General features: G+C 54.7%; 22 protein-coding genes. 11 read left to right on the top strand and 11 right to left on the bottom strand.

All coding sequences use genetic code 11. The annotated features are described in order from the left end of the window. Nucleotides 1-97: 97 nt before the first annotated feature. Nucleotides 98-925: a protein bax gene (locus ABLV17_RS02295; protein WP_087858963.1), complete on the top strand. Its 828-nt coding sequence runs from the start codon at nucleotides 98-100 to the stop codon at nucleotides 923-925. A gap of 43 nt (nucleotides 926-968) precedes the next feature. Here ABLV17_RS02295 and xylR read toward each other — a convergent pair whose 3' ends face one another. The 4 genes from xylR to xylF form a co-directional block, all read right to left on the bottom strand. Then, a complete protein-coding gene (gene xylR, locus ABLV17_RS02290) occupies nucleotides 969-2,147 on the bottom strand; it encodes a D-xylose utilization transcriptional activator XylR (protein ID WP_348854066.1) in 1,179 nt (392 codons plus the stop codon). Nucleotides 2,148-2,270: 123 nt separating this feature from the next. Then, nucleotides 2,271-3,452 (bottom strand): xylose ABC transporter permease XylH, encoded by a 1,182-nt coding sequence (gene xylH / locus ABLV17_RS02285; protein WP_213794192.1) that lies wholly within the window; start codon nucleotides 3,450-3,452, stop codon nucleotides 2,271-2,273. Further along, entirely contained in the window at nucleotides 3,430-4,971 is a 1,542-nt protein-coding gene (locus ABLV17_RS02280; RefSeq protein ID WP_213794191.1) for a xylose ABC transporter ATP-binding protein, read from the bottom strand. The genes xylH and ABLV17_RS02280 overlap by 23 nt, the downstream gene beginning before the upstream one ends. A 64-nt stretch (nucleotides 4,972-5,035) precedes the next feature. After that, complete coding sequence (gene xylF, locus ABLV17_RS02275) at nucleotides 5,036-6,031, bottom strand: D-xylose ABC transporter substrate-binding protein (protein ID WP_087858966.1); 996 nt, start codon at nucleotides 6,029-6,031, stop codon at nucleotides 5,036-5,038. A 372-nt stretch (nucleotides 6,032-6,403) separates the two neighbouring features. Here xylF and xylA point away from each other — a divergent pair, with 372 nt between their 5' ends. The 4 genes from xylA (at nucleotide 6,404) to yiaA (ending at nucleotide 10,297) form a co-directional block, all read left to right on the top strand. Further along, nucleotides 6,404-7,726, top strand: coding sequence for a xylose isomerase (xylA, locus tag ABLV17_RS02270; protein WP_015703780.1), 1,323 nt, complete (start codon nucleotides 6,404-6,406; stop codon nucleotides 7,724-7,726). Nucleotides 7,727-7,820: 94 nt separating this feature from the next. Beyond that, a complete protein-coding gene (gene xylB, locus ABLV17_RS02265) occupies nucleotides 7,821-9,275 on the top strand; it encodes a xylulokinase (protein WP_213794190.1) in 1,455 nt (484 codons plus the stop codon). Between the two features lie 169 nt (nucleotides 9,276-9,444). Continuing rightward, entirely contained in the window at nucleotides 9,445-9,822 is a 378-nt protein-coding gene (gene yiaB / locus ABLV17_RS02260; RefSeq protein ID WP_213794189.1) for an inner membrane protein YiaB, read from the top strand. Nucleotides 9,823-9,856: 34 nt separating this feature from the next. Then, the gene (gene yiaA / locus ABLV17_RS02255) at nucleotides 9,857-10,297 is read left to right on the top strand and encodes an inner membrane protein YiaA (RefSeq protein WP_348854065.1); all 441 of its coding nucleotides are present in this window, start codon (nucleotides 9,857-9,859) and stop codon (nucleotides 10,295-10,297) included. Between the two features lie 35 nt (nucleotides 10,298-10,332). Here the strand turns inward: yiaA and ABLV17_RS02250 are convergent, their stop codons facing one another. Next, a complete protein-coding gene (locus ABLV17_RS02250) occupies nucleotides 10,333-11,328 on the bottom strand; it encodes an acyltransferase (protein WP_113374014.1) in 996 nt (331 codons plus the stop codon). A 185-nt stretch (nucleotides 11,329-11,513) separates the two neighbouring features. Here ABLV17_RS02250 and ABLV17_RS02245 point away from each other — a divergent pair, with 185 nt between their 5' ends. From ABLV17_RS02245 to yidD, 5 genes are all read left to right on the top strand, one after another. After that, on the top strand, nucleotides 11,514-11,813 hold the full coding sequence (locus ABLV17_RS02245) for a YsaB family lipoprotein (protein WP_162750193.1): 300 nt from the start codon (nucleotides 11,514-11,516) through the stop codon (nucleotides 11,811-11,813). A 137-nt stretch (nucleotides 11,814-11,950) separates the two neighbouring features. Next, the gene (gene glyQ / locus ABLV17_RS02240; protein ID WP_001168551.1) at nucleotides 11,951-12,862 is read left to right on the top strand and encodes a glycine--tRNA ligase subunit alpha; all 912 of its coding nucleotides are present in this window, start codon (nucleotides 11,951-11,953) and stop codon (nucleotides 12,860-12,862) included. 9 nt (nucleotides 12,863-12,871) lie between these two features. Continuing rightward, complete coding sequence (gene glyS, locus ABLV17_RS02235) at nucleotides 12,872-14,941, top strand: glycine--tRNA ligase subunit beta (protein ID WP_020077709.1); 2,070 nt, start codon at nucleotides 12,872-12,874, stop codon at nucleotides 14,939-14,941. A 232-nt stretch (nucleotides 14,942-15,173) separates the two neighbouring features. Beyond that, nucleotides 15,174-16,793 carry an ABC-F family ATP-binding cassette domain-containing protein gene (locus ABLV17_RS02230; protein WP_213794188.1) on the top strand — a complete coding sequence of 540 codons (1,620 nt, stop codon included), beginning with the start codon at nucleotides 15,174-15,176 and terminating at the stop codon, nucleotides 16,791-16,793. A gap of 85 nt (nucleotides 16,794-16,878) precedes the next feature. Then, nucleotides 16,879-17,283 (top strand): membrane protein insertion efficiency factor YidD, encoded by a 405-nt coding sequence (gene yidD / locus ABLV17_RS02225; protein ID WP_213794187.1) that lies wholly within the window; start codon nucleotides 16,879-16,881, stop codon nucleotides 17,281-17,283. 50 nt (nucleotides 17,284-17,333) lie between these two features. Here the strand turns inward: yidD and cspA are convergent, their stop codons facing one another. The 3 genes from cspA to ABLV17_RS02210 all read right to left on the bottom strand — a co-directional run bounded on the left by cspA (nucleotide 17,334) and on the right by ABLV17_RS02210 (nucleotide 19,704). After that, nucleotides 17,334-17,546: an RNA chaperone/antiterminator CspA gene (gene cspA / locus ABLV17_RS02220; protein WP_000014594.1), complete on the bottom strand. Its 213-nt coding sequence runs from the start codon at nucleotides 17,544-17,546 to the stop codon at nucleotides 17,334-17,336. 264 nt (nucleotides 17,547-17,810) lie between these two features. Further along, nucleotides 17,811-18,101, bottom strand: a complete 291-nt coding sequence (locus ABLV17_RS02215) for an HTH-type transcriptional regulator (protein ID WP_087858974.1) — start codon at nucleotides 18,099-18,101, stop codon at nucleotides 17,811-17,813. Nucleotides 18,102-18,345: 244 nt separating this feature from the next. Further along, the gene (locus tag ABLV17_RS02210; RefSeq protein ID WP_213794186.1) at nucleotides 18,346-19,704 is read right to left on the bottom strand and encodes an aromatic acid/H+ symport family MFS transporter; all 1,359 of its coding nucleotides are present in this window, start codon (nucleotides 19,702-19,704) and stop codon (nucleotides 18,346-18,348) included. A 435-nt stretch (nucleotides 19,705-20,139) separates the two neighbouring features. On the opposite strand from ABLV17_RS02210, the gene ABLV17_RS02205 reads away from it, so the two are divergent. Then, nucleotides 20,140-20,850 (top strand): DUF3053 domain-containing protein, encoded by a 711-nt coding sequence (locus ABLV17_RS02205; protein ID WP_045375371.1) that lies wholly within the window; start codon nucleotides 20,140-20,142, stop codon nucleotides 20,848-20,850. Nucleotides 20,851-20,916: 66 nt separating this feature from the next. Here the strand turns inward: ABLV17_RS02205 and ghrB are convergent, their stop codons facing one another. The 3 genes from ghrB to ABLV17_RS02190 all read right to left on the bottom strand — a co-directional run bounded on the left by ghrB (nucleotide 20,917) and on the right by ABLV17_RS02190 (nucleotide 24,229). Further along, a complete protein-coding gene (gene ghrB, locus ABLV17_RS02200) occupies nucleotides 20,917-21,888 on the bottom strand; it encodes a glyoxylate/hydroxypyruvate reductase GhrB (RefSeq protein ID WP_213794185.1) in 972 nt (323 codons plus the stop codon). A gap of 24 nt (nucleotides 21,889-21,912) precedes the next feature. Then, the gene (locus ABLV17_RS02195; protein WP_087858977.1) at nucleotides 21,913-23,193 is read right to left on the bottom strand and encodes an MFS transporter; all 1,281 of its coding nucleotides are present in this window, start codon (nucleotides 23,191-23,193) and stop codon (nucleotides 21,913-21,915) included. Nucleotides 23,194-23,293: 100 nt separating this feature from the next. Beyond that, nucleotides 23,294-24,229: a sugar kinase gene (locus ABLV17_RS02190; RefSeq protein WP_271032724.1), complete on the bottom strand. Its 936-nt coding sequence runs from the start codon at nucleotides 24,227-24,229 to the stop codon at nucleotides 23,294-23,296.

The following is a 24,229-nucleotide window of genomic DNA, read 5'->3' as shown; positions in this document are numbered from 1 at the left end:
GCTCTCTCTGGGTATTTTTGATACTATTCGCGATTCAACTATCGATTTTTTGCGAAAAACAAGGTGTTGGAATGAGTAAATCCGACCAGGAGACCTAATGATATCGATTCCCATGCGACGATATGGGGCTGCGATACTCATGTTACTTACCTGTATATTTTCAGGTAGTGTGTTGGCGACAACGCACACAGCAACAAAGAGTCATAAAGCCTCAGTAGTTAAGAAAGTAAAGAAGCCCAGTAGTATCAAGGTTAGCAGTAAACAAGAGTATTCTCGCAATAGTGTAAAGAGCAGTTCACTTCCTGATTTGCGAAAATACCCTTCCGGGACACCAAGGAAAAAAGCGTTTCTCCGGACGGTTATGCCTTACATTACAAAGCAAAATCAAGCGATCACGGCAGATCGTAACTGGCTTGTCTCTAAGCAATACGACGGCCGTTGGTCGCCGAGCGAGCAGGCGCGTCTGAAAGACATCGCTTCACGTTACAAAGTGAAGTGGTCTGGCAATACTCGCCATATACCGTGGAATTCGCTGCTTGAGCGCGTCGACATTATTCCGAACAGCATGGTGGCAACCATGGCGGCTGCGGAAAGCGGTTGGGGCACCTCGAAGCTGGCGCGTGAGAACAACAACCTGTTTGGTATGAAGTGTGGCGGCGGCAACTGCCGCGGTGCAATGAAAGGTTACTCCCAGTTTGAATCTGTCGAGCAGTCGGTTCAGGCCTATGTTAAAAACCTGAATACGCACCCGGCTTATTCATCCTTCCGTAAGTCTCGCGCACAGCTGCGTAAGACGGACCAGGAAGTAACTGCCAGCACCATGATCCACAAGCTGAAGGGGTACTCGACGAAAGGGTCGAGCTATAACAACTATCTCTTCGCCATGTATCAGGACAATCAGCGCTTAATTGCCGCTCATATGTAATCATCAATGCCCGGTGCGTAAGCCCGGGCATTTTTCTTTCCCGCTACATCATCACTTCACTGTGCCGATCGCGGTATTCTTTCGGCGTCACATCGTACTCTTTCTTAAACACCGAATAGAAATACTGCAGCGACGGATAACCGCACATCTGCGAAATTTCGTTTATCGATAGCGTGGTGGAGACCAGCAGGCTGCGCGCTTTTTCCAGCTTTTCGCTGTGGATCACCGTGTGGATGGTTTCCCCGACCTCTTCTTTAAAGCGTTTCTCCAGATTCGATCGGGAAATACCGACGGCATCGAGCACCTGCTCAACCTTAATGCCTTTGCAGGCGTGATTGCGGATGTAATGCATCGCCTGAATCACCGCAGGGTCGGTGAGCGAGCGATAATCGGTGGAGCGCCGCTCAATGACGCGCATCGGCGGCACCAGCAGCCGCTGCAGCGGTAGCGCTTCGTTTTCCAGTAATCGATGCAGGAGTTTCGCCGCCTGGTAGCCCATCTGCCGGGTACCCTGCGCCACGGAAGAGAGCGCGACGCGGGAGAGATAGCGGGTCAATTCTTCGTTATCGATACCGATGACGCACAGTTTTTCCGGCACCGGAATATGCAGCAGCTCGCAGGCCTGCAGGACGTGACGGGCGCGGGCATCGGTCACGGCGATAATGCCGGTTTGCGGCGGCAGCGTTTGCAGCCAATCGGCGAGCCGATTTTGCGCATGCTGCCAGTTTTCCGGCGCGGTCTCCAGCCCCTGATAGACGACGCCACGGTATTTCTCTTTGGCGACTAGCTGGCAGAAGGCATGTTCGCGCTCCCTCGCCCAGCGCTTGCCGCTGGAGGTCGGCAGCCCGTAAAAAGCGAAACGGTTCACCCCTTTTTCTTTCAGATGCAGGAACGCGCTTTCGACCAGCGCGGCATTATCGGTGGCGATATAGTGGACTGACGGGTAGCACTCTGGTTGATGATAGGAGCCGCCGACGCCGACAATCGGTACTTTGACATCTGCCAGCAGTTTTTCTATCTCCGGGTCGTCGTAATCGGCGATAACGCCATCACCCAGCCACTCTTTGATGTTTTCAATACGCGCGCGAAAATCCTCTTCGATAAAAATATCCCATTCCAGCTGCGATGCCTGCAGATATTCGCCAACGCCTTCAACCACCTGACGGTCATAGGCTTTGTTGGCGTTGAATAACAGCGTAATGCGGTGACGCTTTTCAAACATAGATGATATTCCTGCTCTTACCCCGGTCATACAATACCGGCTAATGCCCGAATTATTTCAAGCGCCTTATGGCGAAGTTTGGCGGTGGCGCAAGTTATTCGGGCATTTTTCATCGTGATACCGTTATGTTCTCCGTTTGGTAGCCGAATCCATCCAGACCGCCAATAGTAAAATGGCGCCCTTAACGATGTATTGCCAGAAGGTGGCGACGTCCATCATGCTCATGCCATTATCCAGCGCCGACATAATAAACGCCCCCATTACCGCCCCTGCCACGCTGCCGATGCCGCCGGCCAGACTGGTGCCGCCAATCACGCAGGCGGCGATGGCGTCGAGTTCGGCGATATTACCGGCAGAAGGCGATCCCGCTCCCAGTCGCGAGCTGAGAATCAACCCGGCGATAGCGACCATCAGGCCGTTAATGGCGAAGACCGCAAGCTTGGTGCGCTCGACGTTAATCCCGGAGAGGCGGGCCGCTTCCAGATTACCGCCAATGGCATAGATGCGGCGGCCAAAAGCGGTACGGGTCGCCATAAACATGCCCGCCAGCAGCAGGGCGGCGAGTATGAGTACCGGCGTCGGCACGCCGCGATAATCATTGAGCAGCCAGATAGCGCCCAGCACGATAACCGCGGTGATGGTCTGACGGCCAACGGCGCCGCCAGAACTGGTGGTCGCCAGCCCTAACGCCTGTCGGCGCATCCGACCGCGCCATTGCCAGATGATAAAAGTCGCCATGCCAATAACGCCGATTCCAAAGCCGATACCGTCCGGTAAATAACTTTGACCGATTTGCGACATCGCCGGCGTGGTGGGCGAGACGGTGGTACCGTTGGTAATGCCGATTAAAATTCCGCGAAACGCCAGCATGCCGGCAAGGGTCACAATGAAAGAGGGCACCTTGCGATAGGCGACCCACCATCCGTTCCACGCGCCGAGCAGTAGCCCCATGACCAACGTAACGAGAATGGTGAGCGGCAGCGGCCAGCCGAGCCAAACGTCGAAAATCGCCGCCGCCCCGCCGAGCAAACCCATCATTGAGCCGACGGAGAGGTCGATTTCCGCCGAAATGATCACGAACACCATGCCGACGGCGAGGATGCCGGTGATGGCGGTTTGCCGCAGGAGGTTGGAAATATTACGCGCGCTCAAATAGGCGCCGTCGGTAACCCAGGTAAAGAACAGCATAATGGCGATAATCGCGGCGATCATCACGAAAACCTGGAGGTTAAGCCCTTTCAGCGCCGGGAAAGCGGCAGGGGCGGATGGGGTAAGTTTGATTTCAGACGACGTGTTTTTCGACATGGCGTTCGCTCCTCAGCGCGGCTTCCATCACCTGTTCCTGGGTCAGACCTTGATTATGCAAATTGGCCTTAAGCTTGCCTTCGTGCATCACCAGTACCCTATCGCTTAGCCCGAGCACTTCAGGCAATTCGGATGAGATCACGATGACGGCGATGCCTTGCTGCACCAGTTGATTGATAAGCTTGTAGATTTCGTATTTCGCGCCGATATCGATGCCGCGGGTTGGTTCATCGAGGATCAAAATGCGCGGGTTGAGCAGCAGGCAGCGGGCCAGAATCGCCTTTTGTTGATTGCCGCCGCTCAGGCGGCCAATCGCCAGATCCGGCGATGACGTTTTGATTTTCAGCCGCTGAATCGATTGCTGAATGCAGTGCTGCTCCGCGGCGTCGTCGAGGCTGCTCGCCGGGCCGGTGAACTGATTTAACGCCGCGAGAGTGATGTTCTTGCCGACTGCCATCACCGGCACGATGCCGTCTTTTTTGCGGTCTTCCGGCACCATGGCGATACCATGGGCAATCGCCTGTTGGCAGTTTTTAATCGTTACCGGCTGTCCGTCGATAAAGATGCTTCCCTGCCAGCGCCCCGGCCAGACGCCAAACAGACACTGTACCGCCTCGGTGCGCCCGGCCCCGACTAACCCGGCGATGCCGAGGATTTCGCCGCGGCGGAGGGAAAACGACACGTCGTTGACGCGCTTGATATGGCGGTTAACCGGGTGCCAGGCGGTGAGATGCTCGACCCGCAATATCTCATCGCCATGATTATGTGGTTCGTTTGGATACAAGGCCGTGAGTTCGCGCCCGACCATCATGGTGATGATGTCATCTTCGTTCATCCCGCTGGCGTCGCGGGTGCCAATATGCTGGCCGTCACGTATCACGCAGATAGTGTCGGAGATGGCTTTAACTTCATTGAGCTTGTGCGAAATATAAATACAGGCGATGCCGTGGTTTTGCAGATCGCGAATAATCGCCAGCAGCGTCGCGGTTTCTTGTTCGGTTAACGATGCCGTGGGTTCATCGAGGATCAGCAGCCGTACCTGTTTATTCAGCGCCTTGGCGATCTCGACCAACTGCTGCTGGCCGAGGCCTAAATCGCCAACGCGGGTATCGGGCGAGATCGATAAATTCACCTGCGCTAATAGTTTCTGGCAGCGCAGGGTCATGGTTTCGTAATCCAGCAGGCCATGGCGTGAGATCTCGGCGCCGAGAAAGATATTTTCCAACACCGTGAGATGTTTCACCAACGCCAGCTCCTGGTGAATAATGGCGATACCTTTGCGCTCGGTATCGCGAATATGATTCGCCTGCAGCGACTCGCCGGCGAAAATGATTTCACCTTCGTAACTGCCGTGTGGATAGATGCCGCACAGCACTTTCATTAGCGTCGATTTTCCCGAACCATTTTCACCGCATAACGACACCACTTCCCCGGCATTCAGCCGCAGGCTGACGTTATCCACGGCCTTAACCGCGCCGAAGGCTTTGGTGATGTTCTTCATTTCGAGTAACCAGGACATAGAGACTCCGCAAAAGCGATATCCGGCAGGACGAAAACGACGCCCCGAGGCGGGGCGTCAGCCATTACAGTTCACTCTTTTTGTGGAAACCGTCTTTAATCACCGTGGCGTCAATATTCTCTTTATTGACTTCAATTGGTGTTAACAGGCGCGAAGGGACATCTTTTAAGCCGTTATTCAACGTGGCGTCGGCCTTGGGTTGCTGGTCATTACCTAATTCAACGGCGATTTCGGCAGCGTTAGTGGCAAGCGTGGTAATCGGTTTATAAACGGTCATCGTCTGGGTGCCGGAAATAATACGTTTCACGCCAGCCAGATCGGCATCCTGCCCGGAAATGGCGACTTTACCCGCCAGCCCCTGGGCGCTTAGCGCCTGGATAGCGCCGCCGGCGGTCGCATCATTGGAAGCCACTACCGCGTCAATTTTGTTGTTATTCGCCGTTAGCGCGTTTTCCATGATTTTTAACGCGTTTTCCGGCAGCCAGCCGTCGACCCACTGATCGCCGACGATCTTAATTTTGCCGTCATCAACATAAGGTTTGAGCACCTTCATCTGACCGGCGCGGAACAATTTGGCGTTATTATCCACCGGCGAGCCACCCATCAGGAAATAATTTCCCTGCGGCACTTTGTCGACCAGGCTTTTGGCCTGCATTTCACCGACTTTTTCATTATCGAAAGAAATATAAAAATCGATGTCAGCATTATTAATCATGCGATCGTAGGCGAGAACTTTAATTCCTTCTTGTTTCGCTTCTTTAATAACGTTGCTGAGCACCTGGCCGTTGTAAGGAATAATCACTAAAACATCGACGCCGCGGTTGATCATATTTTCAATTTGCGACATTTGCGTTTCTTCGTTGCCATTGGCGGACTGCACAAATACTTTGGCGCCTAAGGATTCCGCTTTATTAACGAAAATATCGCGATCTTTTTGCCAACGTTCCAGACGAAGATCGTCGATGGCCATCCCAATCTTAACTTCTTTAGCCATACCCGCCATGCTGGCGAGAAGGAGCGATGAGGCGCAGAGCGTAAGGCAAAGGTTCTTTATCTTCATAATAACGATACCTTTTCAAAGGGTAGGTAAGGCGAACAGGAATAAACTTCAGGTTGCAGATACGTTGCAGATTCTTAACGGGGAAGCGAGGGCTGGCAATTACCTGTTCTTATTTTCGCATTATGAAATTTAGTTTGTTTCGTAATTTATGACCGCGATCGTATTTTATTCAAGAGTATGCAGGTTATTTCATTCTTCTTCCATCATAGGGTTCCAGAAATGATGCAAAGAGGAATTGTTTTTGCGAGCTGGCGCACGTTTGTGGATTCTCTCAATGGCGGTGTGAAATAACGTAATTGAGGAAGATGAAAATGGAATTCTATATTGGCGTATCACTTGTTACTCGCCGCACCCCTGAATATGGAGTTCTCTATGCAAACCTATTTCGATCAACTCGATCGCGTTCGTTATGAAGGCCCGAAATCGACTAACCCGCTGGCTTTTCGTCACTACAATCCGGATGAATTAGTACTGGGTAAGCGCATGGAAGACCACCTGCGTTTCGCCGCCTGCTACTGGCACACTTTCTGCTGGAATGGCGCGGATATGTTTGGCGTGGGATCCTTCGATCGTCCATGGCAGCAGCCGGGCGAAGCGCTGGAAATGGCGAAACGTAAAGCCGAAGTGGCATTTGAGTTTTTCCATAAGTTGAATGTGCCGTATTACTGCTTCCATGATGTCGACGTTTCCCCGGAAGGCGCTTCGCTGAAAGAGTACAGCAACAACTTTGCTCAGATGGTGGACGTGCTGGCGGAAAAACAGCAGCAGAGCGGCGTGAAACTGCTGTGGGGGACGGCAAACTGCTTTACCAACCCACGTTATGGCGCAGGCGCGGCGACGAACCCCGATCCGGAAGTCTTCAGTTGGGCGGCGACTCAGGTAGTTACCGCAATGAATGCGACCCACAAGTTGGGCGGTGAAAACTACGTGCTGTGGGGCGGTCGCGAAGGCTACGAAACCCTGCTTAATACCGATCTGCGTCAGGAGCGCGAGCAGATTGGCCGCTTTATGCAACTGGTGGTTGAACACAAACACAAAATTGGTTTCCAGGGCACCCTGCTGATCGAGCCGAAGCCGCAGGAGCCGACCAAGCATCAATATGATTATGATGCCTCCACGGTTTACGGATTCCTGAAACAGTTTGGTCTGGAAAAAGAGATTAAACTGAACATTGAAGCCAACCACGCCACCCTTGCCGGCCACTCTTTCCACCACGAGATCGCCACGGCTATTGCGCTGGGCCTGTTCGGTTCGGTTGATGCTAACCGCGGCGATGCGCAGCTGGGCTGGGATACCGACCAGTTCCCGAATAGCGTGGAAGAGAACGCCCTGGTGATGTATGAGATCCTCAAAGCGGGCGGCTTCACCACCGGCGGCCTGAACTTTGATGCTAAAGTTCGTCGCCAGAGCACCGACAAATACGACCTGTTCTACGGTCATATCGGCGCGATGGACACCATGGCGCTGTCGCTGAAAGTTGCGGCGCGCATGATTGAAGACGGCGAGCTGGATAAACGCGTGGCGAAACGCTACGCCGGCTGGAACGGTGAATTGGGCCAGCAGATCCTCACAGGCCAGATGACCCTGACCGACATCGCGCACTATGCGACTCAGCACAACCTGGCGCCGCAGCACCACAGCGGGCACCAGGAACTGCTGGAAAACCTGGTGAATCATTACCTGTTCGATAAGTAATGCCGACGAAAGCGCCCGGTAAATCCGGGCGCTGGCTGTAACCATTTTTGCTGCGCCACGCTTTGCCGTGGCGTTCGTGTTAAGGAGACGCTGCATGTATATCGGGATTGATTTAGGGACCTCGGGCGTAAAAGCCATTCTGCTCAACGAACAGGGCGACGTACTGGCGACGCATACCGAAAAACTGACCGTCTCGCGCCCGCATCCGCTCTGGTCCGAACAAGATCCCGAACAGTGGTGGCAGGCGACGAATACCGCGATGCAAGCGCTGGGCGCGCAACATTCCCTGCGCGAGGTAAAAGCTTTAGGGATTGCCGGACAGATGCATGGCGCCACGCTGCTCGACAAACAGCAGCGGGTCCTGCGTCCGGCGATTTTGTGGAATGATGGCCGCTGCGGCGAAGAGTGCATGCTGCTGGAAGAAAAAGTCGGCGCTTCGCGGCAAATCACCGGCAACCTGATGATGCCGGGTTTTACGGCGCCGAAGCTGCTGTGGGTACAGCGTCACGAAGCCGAAATTTTTAAACAGGTCGATAAGGTCCTGTTGCCGAAAGATTATCTGCGGCTACGCATGAGCGGCGAATTCGCCAGCGATATGTCCGACGCCGCCGGCACGATGTGGATGAACGTCGCGCGACGCGACTGGAGCGATGAGATGCTCGCCGCCTGCGGGCTCGGCCGTGACAATATGCCGGCCCTTTTTGAAGGCTGCGAAGTGACCGGCCGACTGCGTGCTGAGGTAGCCCAGGCCTGGAATATGCCGCGGGCGCTGGTGGTAGCGGGCGGCGGTGATAACGCGGCAGGCGCTGTCGGTGTTGGCATGGCCGATGCCGGTCAGGCGATGTTATCGCTGGGGACCTCAGGCGTCTATTTCGCCGTCAGCGATGGTTTTCTGAGTAAACCGGAAAGCGCGGTGCATAGTTTCTGCCACGCCCTGCCGGGCCGCTGGCACCTGATGTCGGTGATGCTCAGCGCCGCGTCTTGTCTGGATTGGGCGGCAAAGCTGACCGGCCTCGGCAGCGTACCGGCGATGATCGCCGCGGCGCAGTCGGCGGATGACAATGCCGACCCGGTGTGGTTCTTGCCTTATCTTTCCGGCGAGCGTACGCCGCACAACAATCCGCAGGCTAAAGGCGTGTTCTTCGGCCTTACCCATCAACATGGTCCCGCCGAACTGGCGCGGGCGGTGCTTGAGGGGGTGGGTTACGCGCTGGCTGACGGTATGGATGTTGTGCACTCCTGTGGTGTGAAGCCAGACAGCGTCACCCTTATCGGCGGCGGCGCGCGCAGCGCATACTGGCGGCAAATGCTTGCCGATATCAGCGGACAACAGCTGGATTTCCGCACCGGCGGCGATGTCGGCCCGGCGTTAGGCGCGGCAAGGTTGGCGCAGTTGGGCGTTCATCACGATGCGGCTTTCTCTGACCTCCTACCGCAGCTGCCGCTGGAGCAGGCGCACCTGCCTGATGCTCAACGGTTTGCCCGTTATGCGCCGCGTCGTGAAACGTTCCGCCAGATCTATCAGCAGCTTAAGCCACTGATGTCATAAGTTGTTCTCGCCCCATTTATTGGGGCGAATTTCCTTTCTGAATGATTCGCTTTGCATTGATTTAATTCACATATTTATTTATTCCGAATTGTGGGTTTCAATTTGCGGAAACTGCCGCAACCGGCAATTCCCCGGTCATAATGAGCGCTACCATGGCCAGGGAGGCGCAATGAAATTAAAACGTACGACGGCAAGATTAGTCATGCTGCTGGGCTCGCTGGTTTACTTAATCGGTATCTGGCGAACGTGCCCGCTATTCAGCGGCAAAGGTTACTTTCTTGGTGTACTGGTGATGGGAATGTTTGCCGTACTTACGCATCAGCGAACGGAGCTGGAAGCGCAGCGAGACGATGATTTTATCTCTCTGTGCCGGCTGGTGCTGTTGCTATCGGTGGGATTGCTGCTGGTCGGCGCCTGGTTTGTCCCGGCGCCGTGGCGTGAAAAAAGCATCTACGTGGTGGCATGGTTTGTCTGTATGTATGGCGCTTCAGCGATATCTTATCCCGCCAGACTCGCGGATAAAGCTCGCAATAGCTCAGTGGAATAAGCTGTCAGTCGACAGCGAAGAGAGGTAGTCAGCAATGGAAATGAAAGCGACGACATATTCACCCGCGTTTCACCTAATCTCATGGATTGCGCTGGTGGGCGGTATCCTCGTGTATTTGATTGGCCTGTGGAATGCGCCAATGGAGCTCAATGAAAAGGGCTACTATTTTGCCGTATTGGTGCTGGGTCTTTTTTCCGCCGCTTCTTATCAGAAAACGGTTCGTGATAAATACGACAAAATTCCAACCACCGCTATGTATTACATGTCCTGCTTGATCGCTTTCGTGATTGCGGTGGGTCTGCTGGTGGTGGGATTGTGGAACGCAACGCTGATGCTAAGCGAGAAAGGCTTTTATGGCCTGGCATTCTTTTTGAGCCTGTTCGGCGCGGTAGCCATACAGAAGAATATTCGCGATGCCTGGGATCGCTCGCCGCTAAGTGAGGGGAGCGCAGTAACAGAAGAGACCGCGGAGTAATCGACGGCGCCCGCGTTAAACGGCGGGCGCTTTTTTTAGCTCACTAACCGGCGACGGTCAATTCGTTGAACCAGTATAGATAGCGCCAGGCTACCCAACAGCGCGGCGGCGAAAATCCATGCAATATCCAGTAATGGCCAGCGGTTAAGTTCCAGGCCACTTGCGCGTAGCGCGTGTATAAACAGCGCGTGAAAACCATAAATGCCTAATGAATGTCTGGAAATTAACGCAATACCCGGAAGCTCACGGCTATTGAGGACGTTTTTGCCCAGCGTAAGCAACGAGGTCGCGCAGACAAACACTGCCGGCCCGCAGTACAGATACCAGGTATCGCCGAAATCACCGCGCCATTGCAGTTCATGCAGCGTGCCGCGTGAAATGATCCACACCGCGGCGGTAAACAGCAGCGCGCACAGCAGGGTTAATCCTCTTCGGTCGGTGTTCATGGCGCCGATCGCCCGGCCCAGTATCCCGTACAGTACGTAGTAAAAGGTATCGCCGTTGATATAAAGATTGATCGGTAGCCATTCAATGCCGCCGGCTTTAATACTTACCGTATTAGGGTTGGCGATGAGGCCAATCACCAGCATCAGCGCCAGCAGCATTTTGCCGCTGACCTGCTTCACCTGAATCAGCGGCGAGAGTAGATAAATCACCACAATGGCAAAGAAAAACCACAGGTGATAAAACACCGGCTTTTGCAGTAAATTTTTTAATGACAGCTCAACGTTGATATGGGTAAACAGGGTGATATAGAGCAGCGCCAGCGCGCTGTAGAACAGGATGCACAGCCCGATGCGCAGATAATGGCGCGGCTGGGCGCTGCGCTCGCCAAAAAACAGATAACCTGAAATCATGAAAAAAAGCGGGACGCTGACGCGCGATGCCGAGTTAAGCAGATTAGCGATATTCCATTCAAACAAGCTGATGCTATGAGGATGGGTAATGTACCAGGTGGTGCTGTGAATCATCACGACCATCAGACATGCTATGCCGCGCAAGTTGGTAATCCAGCTTATTTTTTCCTGCATCTGTACCTCATTGGCCCTTGCGTAAAAAGAGTCTGACTCCCGTAGTTTGTCGTCATCACAATGGAATATTCTGAGTTTATCGCCACACTCTTGTAGAGCATCCGCGAGATTCGCAAAATGTTTGTCTGGTTTTACATGGTCTGCACGATAACAATTGGCTAACAAGGCGGTTGAGAAAAATGGTGATGAAATATTTCGTATCTGCCCTGGTGGCGCTGCTGCTGGTTGGCTGCAGCCAGACACCTGCTCAACCTGTCCAAAAAGCGCAAAAGGCACGTATCACGCCGCAAACGACGCTGAACATGGAGAAACTATGCAAGGATCAGGCGGCGTTACGTTATAGCACAGACACTCGTCGCGTCGACGTTAATCATTTCGAGCAGTTCCAGGCAAGCTATGAGCTTTCCGGCCTGACTTCGCGGAATGAGCGTTTTATCTGTTCTTTTGATCCGGACGGCCAGTTTTTGCATCTTTCTATGCGCTAAATGCGGCTTAAACGCCGCATGATGGCGCCGCTTTGCTCAAATTTCGCTAAACAAAGGCGTTTCATACTGTATATCTCGCAGCCAGCGGGTATACTGATCCCTTCCTTTAAATCCACACGTATCCAGCACGAAATAATATGCAAAAGTTTGATACCAGGACCTTCCAGGGCCTGATCCTGACCTTACAGGATTACTGGGCTCGTCAGGGCTGCACCATTGTTCAACCACTGGACATGGAAGTCGGCGCCGGCACCTCCCACCCGATGACCTGCTTACGCGCGTTGGGGCCAGAGCCGATGGCGACCGCTTACGTGCAGCCATCTCGTCGCCCGACCGACGGTCGCTATGGCGAAAACCCGAACCGCTTACAGCACTATTACCAGTTCCAGGTGGTGATTAAGCCGTCTCCGGACAACATTCAGGAGCTGTACCTCGGATCTCTGAAAGAGCTGGGTATGGACCCGACTATCCACGATATCCGCTTCGTTGAAGATAACTGGGAAAACCCGACGCTGGGCGCCTGGGGGCTGGGTTGGGAAGTGTGGCTGAACGGTATGGAAGTGACGCAGTTCACTTACTTCCAGCAGGTTGGCGGCCTGGAATGTAAACCGGTGACCGGTGAAATCACTTACGGCCTGGAGCGTCTGGCGATGTACATCCAGGGCGTGGACAGCGTCTACGATCTGGTCTGGAGCGATGGTCCGCTGGGCAAAACCACCTACGGCGACGTGTTCCACCAGAACGAAGTGGAACAATCCACCTATAACTTTGAATATGCGGACGTAGACTTCTTGTTCACCTGCTTCGAGCAGTATGAGAAAGAAGCGCAGCAACTGCTGGCGCTGGAAAACCCGCTGCCGCTGCCAGCCTACGAACGTATTCTTAAAGCCGCCCATAGCTTTAACCTGCTGGATGCGCGTAAAGCCATCTCCGTCACCGAGCGTCAGCGCTATATTCTGCGCATTCGCACCCTGACTAAAGCAGTGGCAGAAGCTTACTATGCTTCCCGTGAGGCCCTTGGCTTCCCGATGTGCAACAAAGATAAATAAGAGGCGGCCATGTCTGAGAAAACTTTCCTGGTGGAGATCGGCACCGAAGAGCTGCCACCAAAAGCACTGCGCAGCCTGGCTGAATCCTTCGCTGCCAACTTTACTGCGGAACTGGACAACGCTGGCCTTGCGCACGGCGCCGTCGAATGGTTTGCCGCGCCGCGCCGCCTGGCGCTGAAAGTGGCGAATCTGGCCGCCTCGCAGCCGGATCGTGAAGTCGAAAAACGCGGCCCGGCCATTGCCCAGGCGTTTGACGCGGAAGGTAAACCAAGCAAAGCGGCCGAAGGCTGGGCGCGTGGCTGTGGTATTACCGTCGATCAGGCTGAACGTCTGACCACCGATAAAGGCGAATGGCTGTTGTATCGCGCCCACGTTAAAGGTGAAAGCGCGCAAACGCTGCTGCCGAACATGGTTGCGACCTCGCTGGCGAAGCTGCCAATCCCGAAACTGATGCGTTGGGGCGCTTCCGACGTTCACTTCGTGCGTCCGGTACACACCGTAACCCTGCTGTTGGGCGATCAGGTTATCCCGGCGACCATTCTGGGTATCGCTTCCGACCGTATCATTCGCGGACACCGTTTTATGGGCGAGCCGGAATTCACCATCGACAATGCCGACCAGTATCCGCAGATTCTGCTGGAGCGCGGTAAAGTGATGGCGGACTACGCCGAGCGTAAAGCCAAAATCAAAGCGGATGCTGAAGCGGCGGCGCGTAAGATTGGCGGTAACGCTGACCTGAGCGAAAGCCTGCTGGAAGAAGTGACCTCTCTGGTCGAGTGGCCGGTAGTGCTGACGGCGAAGTTTGAAGAGAAATTCCTCGCGGTGCCATCCGAAGCGCTGGTTTACACCATGAAGGGCGACCAGAAGTACTTCCCGGTCTACGCTAATGACGGCAAACTGCTGCCGAACTTCATCTTCGTGGCGAATATCGAGTCCAAAGATCCGCAACAGATCATCTCTGGTAATGAGAAGGTCGTTCGTCCGCGTCTGGCCGATGCCGAGTTCTTCTTCAATACCGACCGTAAAAAACGTCTGGAAGATAACCTGCCGCGTCTGGAAACCGTGCTATTCCAACAGCAGCTGGGAACCCTGCGCGACAAGACCGATCGCATTCAGGCGCTGGCGGGCTGGATTGCCGAACAAATTGGCGCTGACGTTAACCATGCGACCCGCGCGGGTCTGCTCTCCAAGTGTGACCTGATGACCAACATGGTCTTCGAGTTTACCGACACGCAGGGCGTGATGGGTATGCACTACGCGCGTCATGACGGCGAAGCGGAAGATGTCGCAGTGGCGCTGAACGAGCAGTATCAGCCGCGTTTTGCCGGCGATGCGCTGCCGTCTAACCCGGTCGCCTGCGCGGTGGCTATTGCCGACAAGATGGACACTCTGGCGGGTATCTTCGGTATCGGCCAGCATCCGAAAGGCGATAAAGACCCGTTTGCGCTGCGCCGCGCCGCGCTGGGCGTGCTGCGTATCATCGTTGAGAAGAACCTGAATCTCGATCTGCAAACGCTGACCGAAGAAGCCGTGCGTCTGTACGGTGAGAAGCTGACTAACGCCAACGTCGTTGATGACGTTATCGACTTCATGCTGGGCCGCTTCCGTGCCTGGTATCAGGACGAAGGCTACGGTGTTGACACTATCCAGGCGGTACTGGCGCGTCGTCCGACCCGCCCGGCGGATTTCGATGCGCGCATGAAGGCCGTGTCACACTTCCGTACGCTGGAAGAGTCCTCCGCCCTGGCGGCGGCAAACAAACGCGTATCCAACATCCTGGCGAAATCCGACGAGACCCTGAACGATATCGTTCATGCCTCGGTGCTGAAAGAAGCGGCGGAAATCAAGTTGGCCGGTAATCTGGTGGTGCTGCGCGATAAGCTGCAGCCGTACTTCGCCGAAGGCCGTTATCAGGATGCGCTGATTGAGCTGGCTGCGCTGCGCGAGCCGGTTGATGAGTTCTTCGAAAATGTGATGGTTAACGCTGAAGACAAAGATGTTCGCATCAACCGTCTGACGCTGCTGTCCAAACTGCGCGAGCTGTTCCTGCAGGTTGCGGATATTTCACTGCTGCAGTAACTATCTCGTGAGAGGTTAAAAGCCTGCCATCCGGCAGGCTTTTTTTTGCCTTATTGCCATGGTGAAAAAATAATCTTGAAATCCAGGCTCAGGCCTGGCTATCCTATGCCCCGACGAATCCCTCGTCTCACTGGAGCGCACACGACAAATGAACAAACACGACTGATGAATTTCACGCCTTACCTCGCAGAGGCTGCGGGTAGGGGAGTATTGATTTCATTCAGGAGTGCTTATGGCTCATTGCGCCCACACCCCCTCTTTTGTTTTACATCAGGTCACCTGTCAGTTCGCGACGGGACAGACGCTTTTTGGCCCGCTGAATTTATCGCTGGAACCGTTGCGTTGCGGCCTCGTTGGTCGCAACGGCGTTGGCAAAACACGCCTGTTACGTCTGCTGGCGGGCCTCGATTCTCCCTCCGGCGGGCATATTGAACGATCGGTTTCCGTTGCCTGGGTGGCGCAGCAGCCGACCCTCATGGCCGGGACCACCATTGCCTCGCTATTGGGTTATGCACCGCTATTTGACGCCTTGTCCCGTCTTGAACAGGGGAAAGGGCTGGCGGATGACTTCGAACTGTTAGATGGTCGTTGGGATCTGCCCGATCGCCTGAGTTCAGCCTTTCGCGATGCCGATCTCCCGGCATTCTCCGCCGATCGTCCCGCTTTTTCGCTCAGCGGCGGCGAACGAATGAAGGCGCTGCTGTGCGGCGCGTTAGTTTCCGGCGCGGACTATCTGCTGCTGGATGAACCTACTAATCATCTCGATCGTCAGGGCCGGGAGTGGCTGTATCAGCAACTGGAAATCTGGCGGGGCGGGGCATTAATCGCCAGCCACGACCGTGAATTACTGGCTCGAATGTCGAAGATTATTGAGCTGACGCCGGCGGCGCTGCGCAGCTACGGTGGTAATTATGCCGAATATCAGCAGCAGCATGAAGCGGAGCAACAGGCCGCCCGCTCGGCGCTGGAGCATGCCGCAATCGAACGGCGGCGCACCCGGGCGCGGATGCAAAAGGAGCATGATGCGGCCCAGCGGCGATCGGCGCAGACGCTGCGTACCGTCGATGCGCTGAATATCGCTTCTTTCGAACGCGTGAAGTACAAAGGGGCGGCAAAAGAGCGTCCGGGAACGCTGCGCCGTCAGCATCGAGAGCAGAACAGTAGCCTGAATGCCGCCGTGCAGCAGGCGCGGGAGCGGGTAGAAGAAGATAATCCGGTGATGTTTACGCTGCCGGGCAGTGAAGTGGCCGCCGGCAAGCAGGTACTGGTGCTGGAATCACTGCAGTTAGCTCACTCATCCCCCGCGCCGCTCGACTGGCGGGTGGATGGCCCGATGCGTATTGCGCTAAGGGGGCCAAACGGCTGTGGCAAAACAACATTGTTGAAAACCCTGATGGGGCTGGAACAGGCAACCTCTGGCGATGTTCGGCTATCGGTGAGCGCGGCGTATCTCGATCAGCATCTGACGCAGCTGGATTTATCACTATCGGCAATGGAACACTTGAACTTAGGAAACACTCCGCTGGATGAAGGAATGCTGCGTAGCCGTCTGGCGCAGCTCCAGTTGGGGGCTGACAAGGTGAGTCTTCCGCTAGCGGCGCTAAGCGGCGGCGAACGACTGAAAGCGGCGCTTGCCTGCGTGCTCTGGCGGCGGGACTCAACCCAACTGCTGCTACTGGATGAGCCAACCAATCATCTCGATCTGGCTTCAACGCAGGCGATTGAAAGCGCGCTGGCGGCGTTTCCCGGCGCCATGCTGGTGGTATCGCATGATGAGGCATTTTTACAGGGTCTGAAGCTGACCCATTGTCTGGAGTGGCGGGAAACGGGCTGGCATTTTACTGTCATTTAAAAGCGTCCATTTTTGGGAATTCATTTATACCCGCGGGCGATCGGCAGGAATATGATGACTGATAGCCCGCATATTTTAGGTATATATGGACAACCTAATTTTAAAATTAATTGTTTTCTATCAACGGATTGTCTCTCCCCGTAAAGGCTACCGCTGTGCCTATGGCGTGTTACATCATACGCAAGGTTGTTCAGGTGCGGTAAAAGACATTATTCATAACAAAGGCGTCGTTGACGGTTGGCGGGAAATTCGTCAGCGATTTGCCGACTGTCGGGCGGCTGCGGAAACCCTAAAGCTACAAAAATTAGCGGCTAACCCAGCGGGTAAAAAAAGACGTAAACCGGAAAGAAAGCGCGGTGCTTGCGATGGTTGTGATGTTATCACAGGCTGCGATGGTAAGTGCTGTTCCCACCTGGTGCCGGATACGTTGCCGGATCTGGATTGTCCTTGTGATTGTTTATCGGTGAGGGTATGGCGCGGGAATAGATAAAAAAAATCCCCGCTATAAGGCAGGGATTTATTATTCTTAGCGGCTTGAACTTACAGAGAAGTTACGTTGCCAGCTGCCGGGCCTTTAGCGCCGCTTTCGATGGTGAAGGAAACTTTCTGACCTTCGTCCAGGGATTTGTAGCCATCGTTCTGGATAGCGGAGAAGTGTACGAACACGTCTTTAGAGCCATCGTCAGGAGTGATGAAGCCGAAGCCTTTGTCAGCGTTGAACCATTTTACGATACCAGTCATTTTACCGGACATAGTGAATTACCTTTAAAAAAATTAGTGAGCCTTGCGGCGTAGTGGTCTGGACTACAGATTTAAAGCGATAAAGGGAAAGTTCACTACGGGGATATCTAATGGATAACCTTTGAAGGACTGCTCTATTCGACTGCTCTGTGGTCTGTAAATCAAACCTGCGAGCATTAACGCATGTTCTCAGTCGGATAGCAAACTTTTTTTCATCAGGATATAAAACGGCCCTGCATCAGGACCGTTACCAAAAGAAGATAGTAAACCAGTTTTTCAATCTATTAGCTGCCTTGAGAGCTGCGGATTGGCCATCATCAGGCGCATCAGTTTGAGCTCCGTGGATGACGGTTTAACCCGTCGCGACTCCCACTCTTCAACCATCGCAACGCTGACGCCCATGGCATTGGCGAAATCATCGGTCTTAAGTCCTGTGCCCTTACGCAGCTGTTCAAATTCATTAAAAACGCTTGGGGTACGGGCAAGCGTGGCCGTTTGCGGCTGATCTTTAAAAACAATTTGTTCCAGGTTACTCAACAAATCAAATACGGGATCTTTATATTCCATTGAGAGCTCCTATTCTGTCTCACTGCGGAGAGGAAAATACATCGAGCCATTTAAGAATAGTCGCAAAAGCAAGGAAAATAATAACCACTGTGATTATTTGTTAGCGTGGTTTCGTTAATCACCCGCAAAAGAGGTGAATGTGAAAGCTAAGGTGATGATTACTAACATCGACAGCGGCTTTGGAAAATTTATGTAAATGATGGTTAGCGGAAGAAAAAGCCAGCGCAGGCGCTGGCTGGATTGATTAGGCTTTCTGTAGGTTTTTACCGTCATTTGGCTTAACGGCAGGTTGGCGCTGGCTCATTTTGTATTTCACTACCAGGGCGAAGGCCGATAAAAACGCCGGGATCGCCAGCATCGTGAAGATGGTCTCAAACGACAATTGCGCCTGCATCAGGAAAGCGCCGCTGAAGGCGCCGAGGATCCCGCCGAAGCGGCCGATACCGAGCATCCAGGCAACGCCGGTGGCACGGCCCTGGGTTGGATAGAAACCGGCAGCCAGCGCCGGCATTGATGATTGCGCGCCGTTCATAATGCTGCCGGCGATAAACACCATTACTCCCATCAACAGCAGGTTGCTGGTTGAGAATCCGACCAGGCAAACAAAGACGCCGGTGAGCAGCCAGCCGACGGCAACCACCTTGTTAGGGTTGATCTTGTCCATTAGCGCGCCGAGGATCAGCACGCCAATCCCGCCGCCGAGTGGGAACAGGGCGGTGATGATAGAAGCCTGGCTCATCGAGGCTCCGGTTTCACGGATCAGCAGCGGTAGCCAGCTGGTCAGCAGATAGAAAATCAGCAATCCCATAAAATAGGTCAGGCACAGCATCACGGTGCCCACGGCGTAGCGCGGGGAGAAAATCACGCCAATGGCTGACTTTTCCTTCACCTGGCCTGCTTCACGTAGCTCAAATTCAACCGCATCCGGCAGCGGCGCGATACGCTTCAGGATGGCGGCGATGCGTTGTGCCGGCTGCCGTTTCACGACCATATAGCGGGCGGATTCCGGCAGCAGGAATATTAACGCTACCGCCAGCAGCAGCGGCATCACGCCGCCAAGCACCAGCACGCTTTGCCAGCCATAATGCGGGATCATCCAGGCTGACAGAAACCCTCCCAGCGACGACCCCATCGGAAAGCCGACGAACATCAGGTTTACCATCAGCGCGCGGCGGCGTTCCGGAGCATATTCGCTCATTAGCGTCGCGGCATTCGGCATTGCCGCGCCTAAGCCCAACCCGGTGAGGAAGCGTAATAATGTCAGCTGGTTAAGGCTGCTGGCAAACGCGGTTAACAAACTAAAGCCGCCGAATACCAGGATCGACATAATCAACACTTTCTTGCGGCCAATACGGTCGGCGAGCGGCCCGGCCGTCAGCGCGCCGACGGCGAGCCCGACCAGAGCGGCGCTCATTACCGGGCCCAGCGCGGATTTCTCAACGCCCCATTCCTGTACCAGGTCTGAGGCGATAAAACCAATAATCGCGGTATCAAATCCGTCCATCGCGACGGTAATAAAACATAAGGCGAGAATCATCCATTGGTACTTGGTGAATGGATGTTCGTTGATAAAAGCCTGAATATCGATGGTTGTTTTCTTCATACGGCATTCCTGGCAGGCTGAGCGGGGGACAGAGGTATTGTTATAGTCTCCCTCGCTGTCATTGATGTTGTTTGTGCGATAATCGAACATAACGCCGTTAATCGCTCATTAATCAAACCATTGAACCTGCCTGTAGACAATGCGCCGCCTTCAGGAAGCGTGCGATTATCGTCCGCTTTGCCCATTTATTTGGCTGGTGATTTCATTAATTTTAATTAAATCAAAAAGATATTTACTATTTTTGCGGGTTACGTTATCGCGTTAAATGTGATGAACTTAACAGCGGGCCTGGCTTACGCGGGGAGGCGAAAAAGGGCGTTTTCCGCGGTAAGATTATCAGGAAAGGGTATCCTGCAAGCCCGTCCTGGACTATCCTTGTCAGCGTCTGGCACGCGTGTGCCTGTTTGCGCTTTTTTTGGCTGAAGGAGTAAAAAAATGGCGACAGGAAAGTCCTGCTCTCGCTGGTTTGCGGCCGTTGCGGCCATATTAATGGTGGTTAGCCTGAGTGGGTGTTTTGATAAAGAAGGCGATCAGCGCAAAGCGTTCATCGACTTCCTGCAGAATACGGCGATGCGTAGCGGCGAACGTCTGCCAACGCTTACTGCCGATCAGAAAAAACAGTTCGGCCCCTTCGTTTCCGATTATGCGGTGATTTACGCTTATTCACAGCAGGTCAGCCAGGCGATGGATGCGGGTTTGCGCCCGGTGGTTGATAGCGTTAACGCCATTCGCGTGGCGCAGGATTATACCACTCAACGTGAACCGCTGCGTCAGGCTAACGGCGCTCTGGGCGTGCTGAGCCAGCAGCTGGAAAACGCCAAAATGCAGGCCGATGCTGCGCATGGCGCGCTGAAGCAGGCTGAAGACCTTAAGCCGGTTTATGACCAGGTGTTTAATAAAGTCGTGACGGCGCCGGCGAATGCGCTGCAGCCGCTGATCCCGGCCGCGCAGATCTTTACTCAGCAGCTGGTCCAGGTGGGTGATTTTGTCGCTCAGCAGGGGACGCAGGTGAGCTTCGTGGCTAACGGTATTCAGTTCCCGACGTCTCAACAGGCGAGTCAGTATAATGCGCTGATTGCTCCGCTGGCCGCTCAGCATCAGGCCTTTAATCAGGCCTGGACGGCGGCGGTTAACGCCACGCGTTAATCAGTATATCGCTGTTCTCCCGGCTGACTGCGCAAACGCCGTCAGCCGGGCTTTTCCTTTCCTCGCTTACTTCACCTGCGGGTTCACGCAGTTCTTCTCTACCTTGCCGTTCAACGCGTCAATCAGATTGTCTACCGCGCAGGCCGCCATGTTATAGCGGGTCTCGTGGGTCGCTGAACCAATATGCGGCAGCGCGACCACGTTCGGCAGTTTCAGTAATGGCGAATCTTTTGCCAGTGGTTCATGTTCAAAGACATCAAGACCGGCGGCGTGAATCTCACCGGCCTGCAGCGCCGCAATCAGCGCCTGCTCGTCAACCACCGGACCGCGCCCGGCGTTAATGAAGATGGCGGAAGATTTCATTTTGGCAAACTGCGCTTCGCCGAACAGGTGGTGGGTCTCTTCGCTCAGCGGCAGGATCAGGCAGACGAAATCCGCTTCCTGTAACAGGGTATCGAGATCGCAGTAGCGGGCGTTAAAGCGCTCTTCCGCCTGCGGATGCTGACGACGCGCGTTATACAGAATCGGCATGCCGAAACCGAAATGCGCGCGCTGCGCCAGCGCCATGCCAATGCGGCCCATGCCGACGATGCCTAAGGTTTTATGGTGCACATCGCAGCCGAACCAGTCCGGCCCGATGCTTTTGGTCCATTCGCCCGCTTTCACGCGTTCAGCGACCTCAACCACCCGACGCGCGGTGCTCAGTACCAGCGCCATCACCGTATCGGCGACGGTTTCGGTCAGCACGGTCGGCGTATGCATCAGCAAAATCTTGCGCGCGTTCAACGCATCGACATCAAAATTGTCGTAGCCGACGGAAACGGTAGAGGTCGCACGCAGCTTCGGCATTTTCTCCAGTAACTCGGCGTCAACCTTTTCACTCGAACCCAGTAAACCTTCCGCCTGGGCGAAGGCCTCCGCGTGTTGCGAAACGGTTTCCGGACGCAGGTTTTTCACCTGGGTGACGGAAAAATGTTCCTCCAGACGATGTAACAGGTCGTCGGGAAGCGTTTTATAGAGAATGACAGACGGCTTCATGCGAATCTCCGTAGCGTAAGTAGTTCAGGCGTGATGAGCGCCAAGCGGAAGTTTTTGATTCTTAGCAGGCTTAACAATTAAAGTAAGCCATACCGAGGCGAAAAGCGCCACACCCATGAAAATGTACGAGGCGGACGGACTGCCGGTTGCGCCGTTGAGATAGCCGACGAACCACGAGCCAAAGAAGGAACCCAGCGCTCCCATACTGTTGATCAGCGCCATCGCGCCGCCGGCGACGTTGCGCGGCAGCATCTCCGGGATAATCGCAAAGAACGGGCCATACGGGGCGTACATGGCCGCGCCGGCGATCACCAGCAGGGTATAAGAGACCCAGAAATGGTTGGCGCCGACGGCCCACGAGCCGATGAACGCCAGCCCGCCAATGAGCAGCAGCGGCCAGACAAACAGCTTACGGTTCTGCATCTTATCGGAAGCCCAGGAGACGGCGATCATCGCAATCGTTGCCGCCAGATAGGGTACTGAAGAGAGCCAGCCTACCTCGACCATCCCCATGTTTTCGCCGCCGCTGCGGATGATTGACGGCAGCCACAGTACGAAACCGTACACGCCGATGCTCCAGGCGAAATATTGCATACACAGCAGTACCACGTTGCGTGAACGGAAGGCTTCGCCATAGTTACGCACCGCTTTGATACCCTGCTGTTCGCGCTCCAGCTGTTCCTGCAGCGCCGCTTTTTCACTTTCCGCCAGCCAGTTCACCTGCGACGGTTTGTCTTTCACCAGTACCCACCAGCAGAAGGCCCAAATCACCGCAGGGATCCCTTCAAGGATAAACATTTCACGCCAGCCGAAGGCCTGGATCAGATAACCCGATACGACCGACATCCACAGTACGGTGACCGGGTTGCCGAGGATCAGGAAGGTGTTGGCGCGCGAGCGCTCTGATTTTGTGAACCAGTTACTGATGTAAATCAGCATCGCCGGCATGACCGCCGCTTCCACCACGCCAAGGATAAAGCGGATGGCCGCCAGCGCCGGAATGTTATGCACTACGCCGGTCAGCGAGGCGCAGCCGCCCCAAAGGATCAGACAGATAAAGATAAGTTTACGCACGCTGCGGCGTTCGGCGTAAATTGCCCCAGGGATTTGGAAGAAGAAATATCCAAGGAAGAAAAGAGCGCCAAGCAGCGATGAGATGCCTTTAGTGATGCCAAGGTCTTCGGTAATGCCCGCGGCCGATGCAAAGCTGAAGTTGGCGCGGTCAAGGTACGCCAGGCTATACGTGATAAACACGATAGGCATGATGTACCACCAACGTTTTGCTGCATTTGTTGAACTGTTCATAGGCTTGCCTCTGTCAATGAGGTGACATACGCCCGCCGGGACGGGCGCTGCTGTGCCGCGCTGCATGTAGGGTACAGGACGGCTGTTTTAGGTGAAAAGTTTATTCGCCCAGCGTTTCGCGGGTGGGCAGCCCTTCGCTATCGCCCTGTACCTGAATGGCCAGCGAGCCAATTTTGTTACCGCGGTTCACGGCTTGCGTCAGCGTTTTGCCTTCCAGCAGCGCGCTGATCACCCCGACGGCAAAGCCATCGCCCGCGCCGACGGTGTCCACCACGTTATCGACTTTAATCGCGGCGATGGCGCCCTGTTCGCCGTCGGCGGTCTTGAACCATGCGCCGTCGCAGCCGGTTTTAATCACCACCGCCTTAACGCCGCGCGACAGATAGAAATCAGCGATACCTTCCGGCGTCTGTTGGCCGGTGAGAATGACGCCCTCTTTTAAGCCTGGCAAAACCCAGTCAGCCTGGAAGGCGAGGCGGTTCAGTTTCTCCACCATCTCGGCTTCGCTTTTCCACAGTACCGGGCGCAGGTTTGGATCAAATGAGAGGGTTTTCCCTTCGGCTTTCATCACCCTGGCCGCATGTTCCAGCAATGCATACGAGCTGTCGGACAGCGCGGCGGCGACGCCGCTTAAGTGCAAATGGCGGGCGCTGGTGAAGTAATCGGCGCGGAAATCTTCCGTCGACAGATGGCTGGCAGCCGATCCTTTACGGAAATATTCCACGATGGGATCGGTTCCATTTTCGACTTTAGATTTCATCTGGAAGCCGGTAGCGTAGCGCTCGTCAACGGCTACGCCGCGCGCGTCAATACCTTCTTTGGCCAGCGAATTCAGCACGAAGCGGCCAAAGCTATCGTTGCCGACGCGGCTTACCCAGCCCACCTTCAGCCCCAGGCGCGCCAGGCCGGTCGCCACGTTCAGTTCAGCGCCGGCGACGCGTTTGATAAAGCGTTCGACTTCCTCCAGTTCGCCGGTTTCGGTGGCGACAAACATCGCCATGGCTTCGCCAATGGTAATGACATCTAAGTTTTCCAT

This window comes from Klebsiella sp. CN_Kp091, assembly GCF_040065095.1.
GTDB classification, from domain to species: Bacteria; Pseudomonadota; Gammaproteobacteria; order Enterobacterales; family Enterobacteriaceae; genus Klebsiella; species Klebsiella aerogenes.
The sequence above is the reverse complement of the archived record's forward strand: the minus strand, read 5'-3'. Positions and strand labels throughout refer to the sequence as shown.

What these genes read in the sequence shown, in the direction of transcription:
- ABLV17_RS02295 (WP_087858963.1), top strand. Translation starts at nt 98, where the DNA reads ATGATATCGATTCCCATGCGACGATATGGGGCTGCGATACTCATGTTA.
- xylR (WP_348854066.1), bottom strand. Translation starts at nt 2,147, where the DNA reads ATGTTTGAAAAGCGTCACCGCATTACGCTGTTATTCAACGCCAACAAA.
- xylH (WP_213794192.1), bottom strand. Translation starts at nt 3,452, where the DNA reads ATGTCGAAAAACACGTCGTCTGAAATCAAACTTACCCCATCCGCCCCT.
- ABLV17_RS02280 (WP_213794191.1), bottom strand. Translation starts at nt 4,971, where the DNA reads ATGTCCTGGTTACTCGAAATGAAGAACATCACCAAAGCCTTCGGCGCG.
- xylF (WP_087858966.1), bottom strand. Translation starts at nt 6,031, where the DNA reads ATGAAGATAAAGAACCTTTGCCTTACGCTCTGCGCCTCATCGCTCCTT.
- xylA (WP_015703780.1), top strand. Translation starts at nt 6,404, where the DNA reads ATGCAAACCTATTTCGATCAACTCGATCGCGTTCGTTATGAAGGCCCG.
- xylB (WP_213794190.1), top strand. Translation starts at nt 7,821, where the DNA reads ATGTATATCGGGATTGATTTAGGGACCTCGGGCGTAAAAGCCATTCTG.
- yiaB (WP_213794189.1), top strand. Translation starts at nt 9,445, where the DNA reads ATGAAATTAAAACGTACGACGGCAAGATTAGTCATGCTGCTGGGCTCG.
- yiaA (WP_348854065.1), top strand. Translation starts at nt 9,857, where the DNA reads ATGGAAATGAAAGCGACGACATATTCACCCGCGTTTCACCTAATCTCA.
- ABLV17_RS02250 (WP_113374014.1), bottom strand. Translation starts at nt 11,328, where the DNA reads ATGCAGGAAAAAATAAGCTGGATTACCAACTTGCGCGGCATAGCATGT.
- ABLV17_RS02245 (WP_162750193.1), top strand. Translation starts at nt 11,514, where the DNA reads ATGAAATATTTCGTATCTGCCCTGGTGGCGCTGCTGCTGGTTGGCTGC.
- glyQ (WP_001168551.1), top strand. Translation starts at nt 11,951, where the DNA reads ATGCAAAAGTTTGATACCAGGACCTTCCAGGGCCTGATCCTGACCTTA.
- glyS (WP_020077709.1), top strand. Translation starts at nt 12,872, where the DNA reads ATGTCTGAGAAAACTTTCCTGGTGGAGATCGGCACCGAAGAGCTGCCA.
- ABLV17_RS02230 (WP_213794188.1), top strand. Translation starts at nt 15,174, where the DNA reads ATGGCTCATTGCGCCCACACCCCCTCTTTTGTTTTACATCAGGTCACC.
- yidD (WP_213794187.1), top strand. Translation starts at nt 16,879, where the DNA reads ATGGACAACCTAATTTTAAAATTAATTGTTTTCTATCAACGGATTGTC.
- cspA (WP_000014594.1), bottom strand. Translation starts at nt 17,546, where the DNA reads ATGTCCGGTAAAATGACTGGTATCGTAAAATGGTTCAACGCTGACAAA.
- ABLV17_RS02215 (WP_087858974.1), bottom strand. Translation starts at nt 18,101, where the DNA reads ATGGAATATAAAGATCCCGTATTTGATTTGTTGAGTAACCTGGAACAA.
- ABLV17_RS02210 (WP_213794186.1), bottom strand. Translation starts at nt 19,704, where the DNA reads ATGAAGAAAACAACCATCGATATTCAGGCTTTTATCAACGAACATCCA.
- ABLV17_RS02205 (WP_045375371.1), top strand. Translation starts at nt 20,140, where the DNA reads ATGGCGACAGGAAAGTCCTGCTCTCGCTGGTTTGCGGCCGTTGCGGCC.
- ghrB (WP_213794185.1), bottom strand. Translation starts at nt 21,888, where the DNA reads ATGAAGCCGTCTGTCATTCTCTATAAAACGCTTCCCGACGACCTGTTA.
- ABLV17_RS02195 (WP_087858977.1), bottom strand. Translation starts at nt 23,193, where the DNA reads ATGAACAGTTCAACAAATGCAGCAAAACGTTGGTGGTACATCATGCCT.
- ABLV17_RS02190 (WP_271032724.1), bottom strand. Translation starts at nt 24,229, where the DNA reads ATGGAAAACTTAGATGTCATTACCATTGGCGAAGCCATGGCGATGTTT.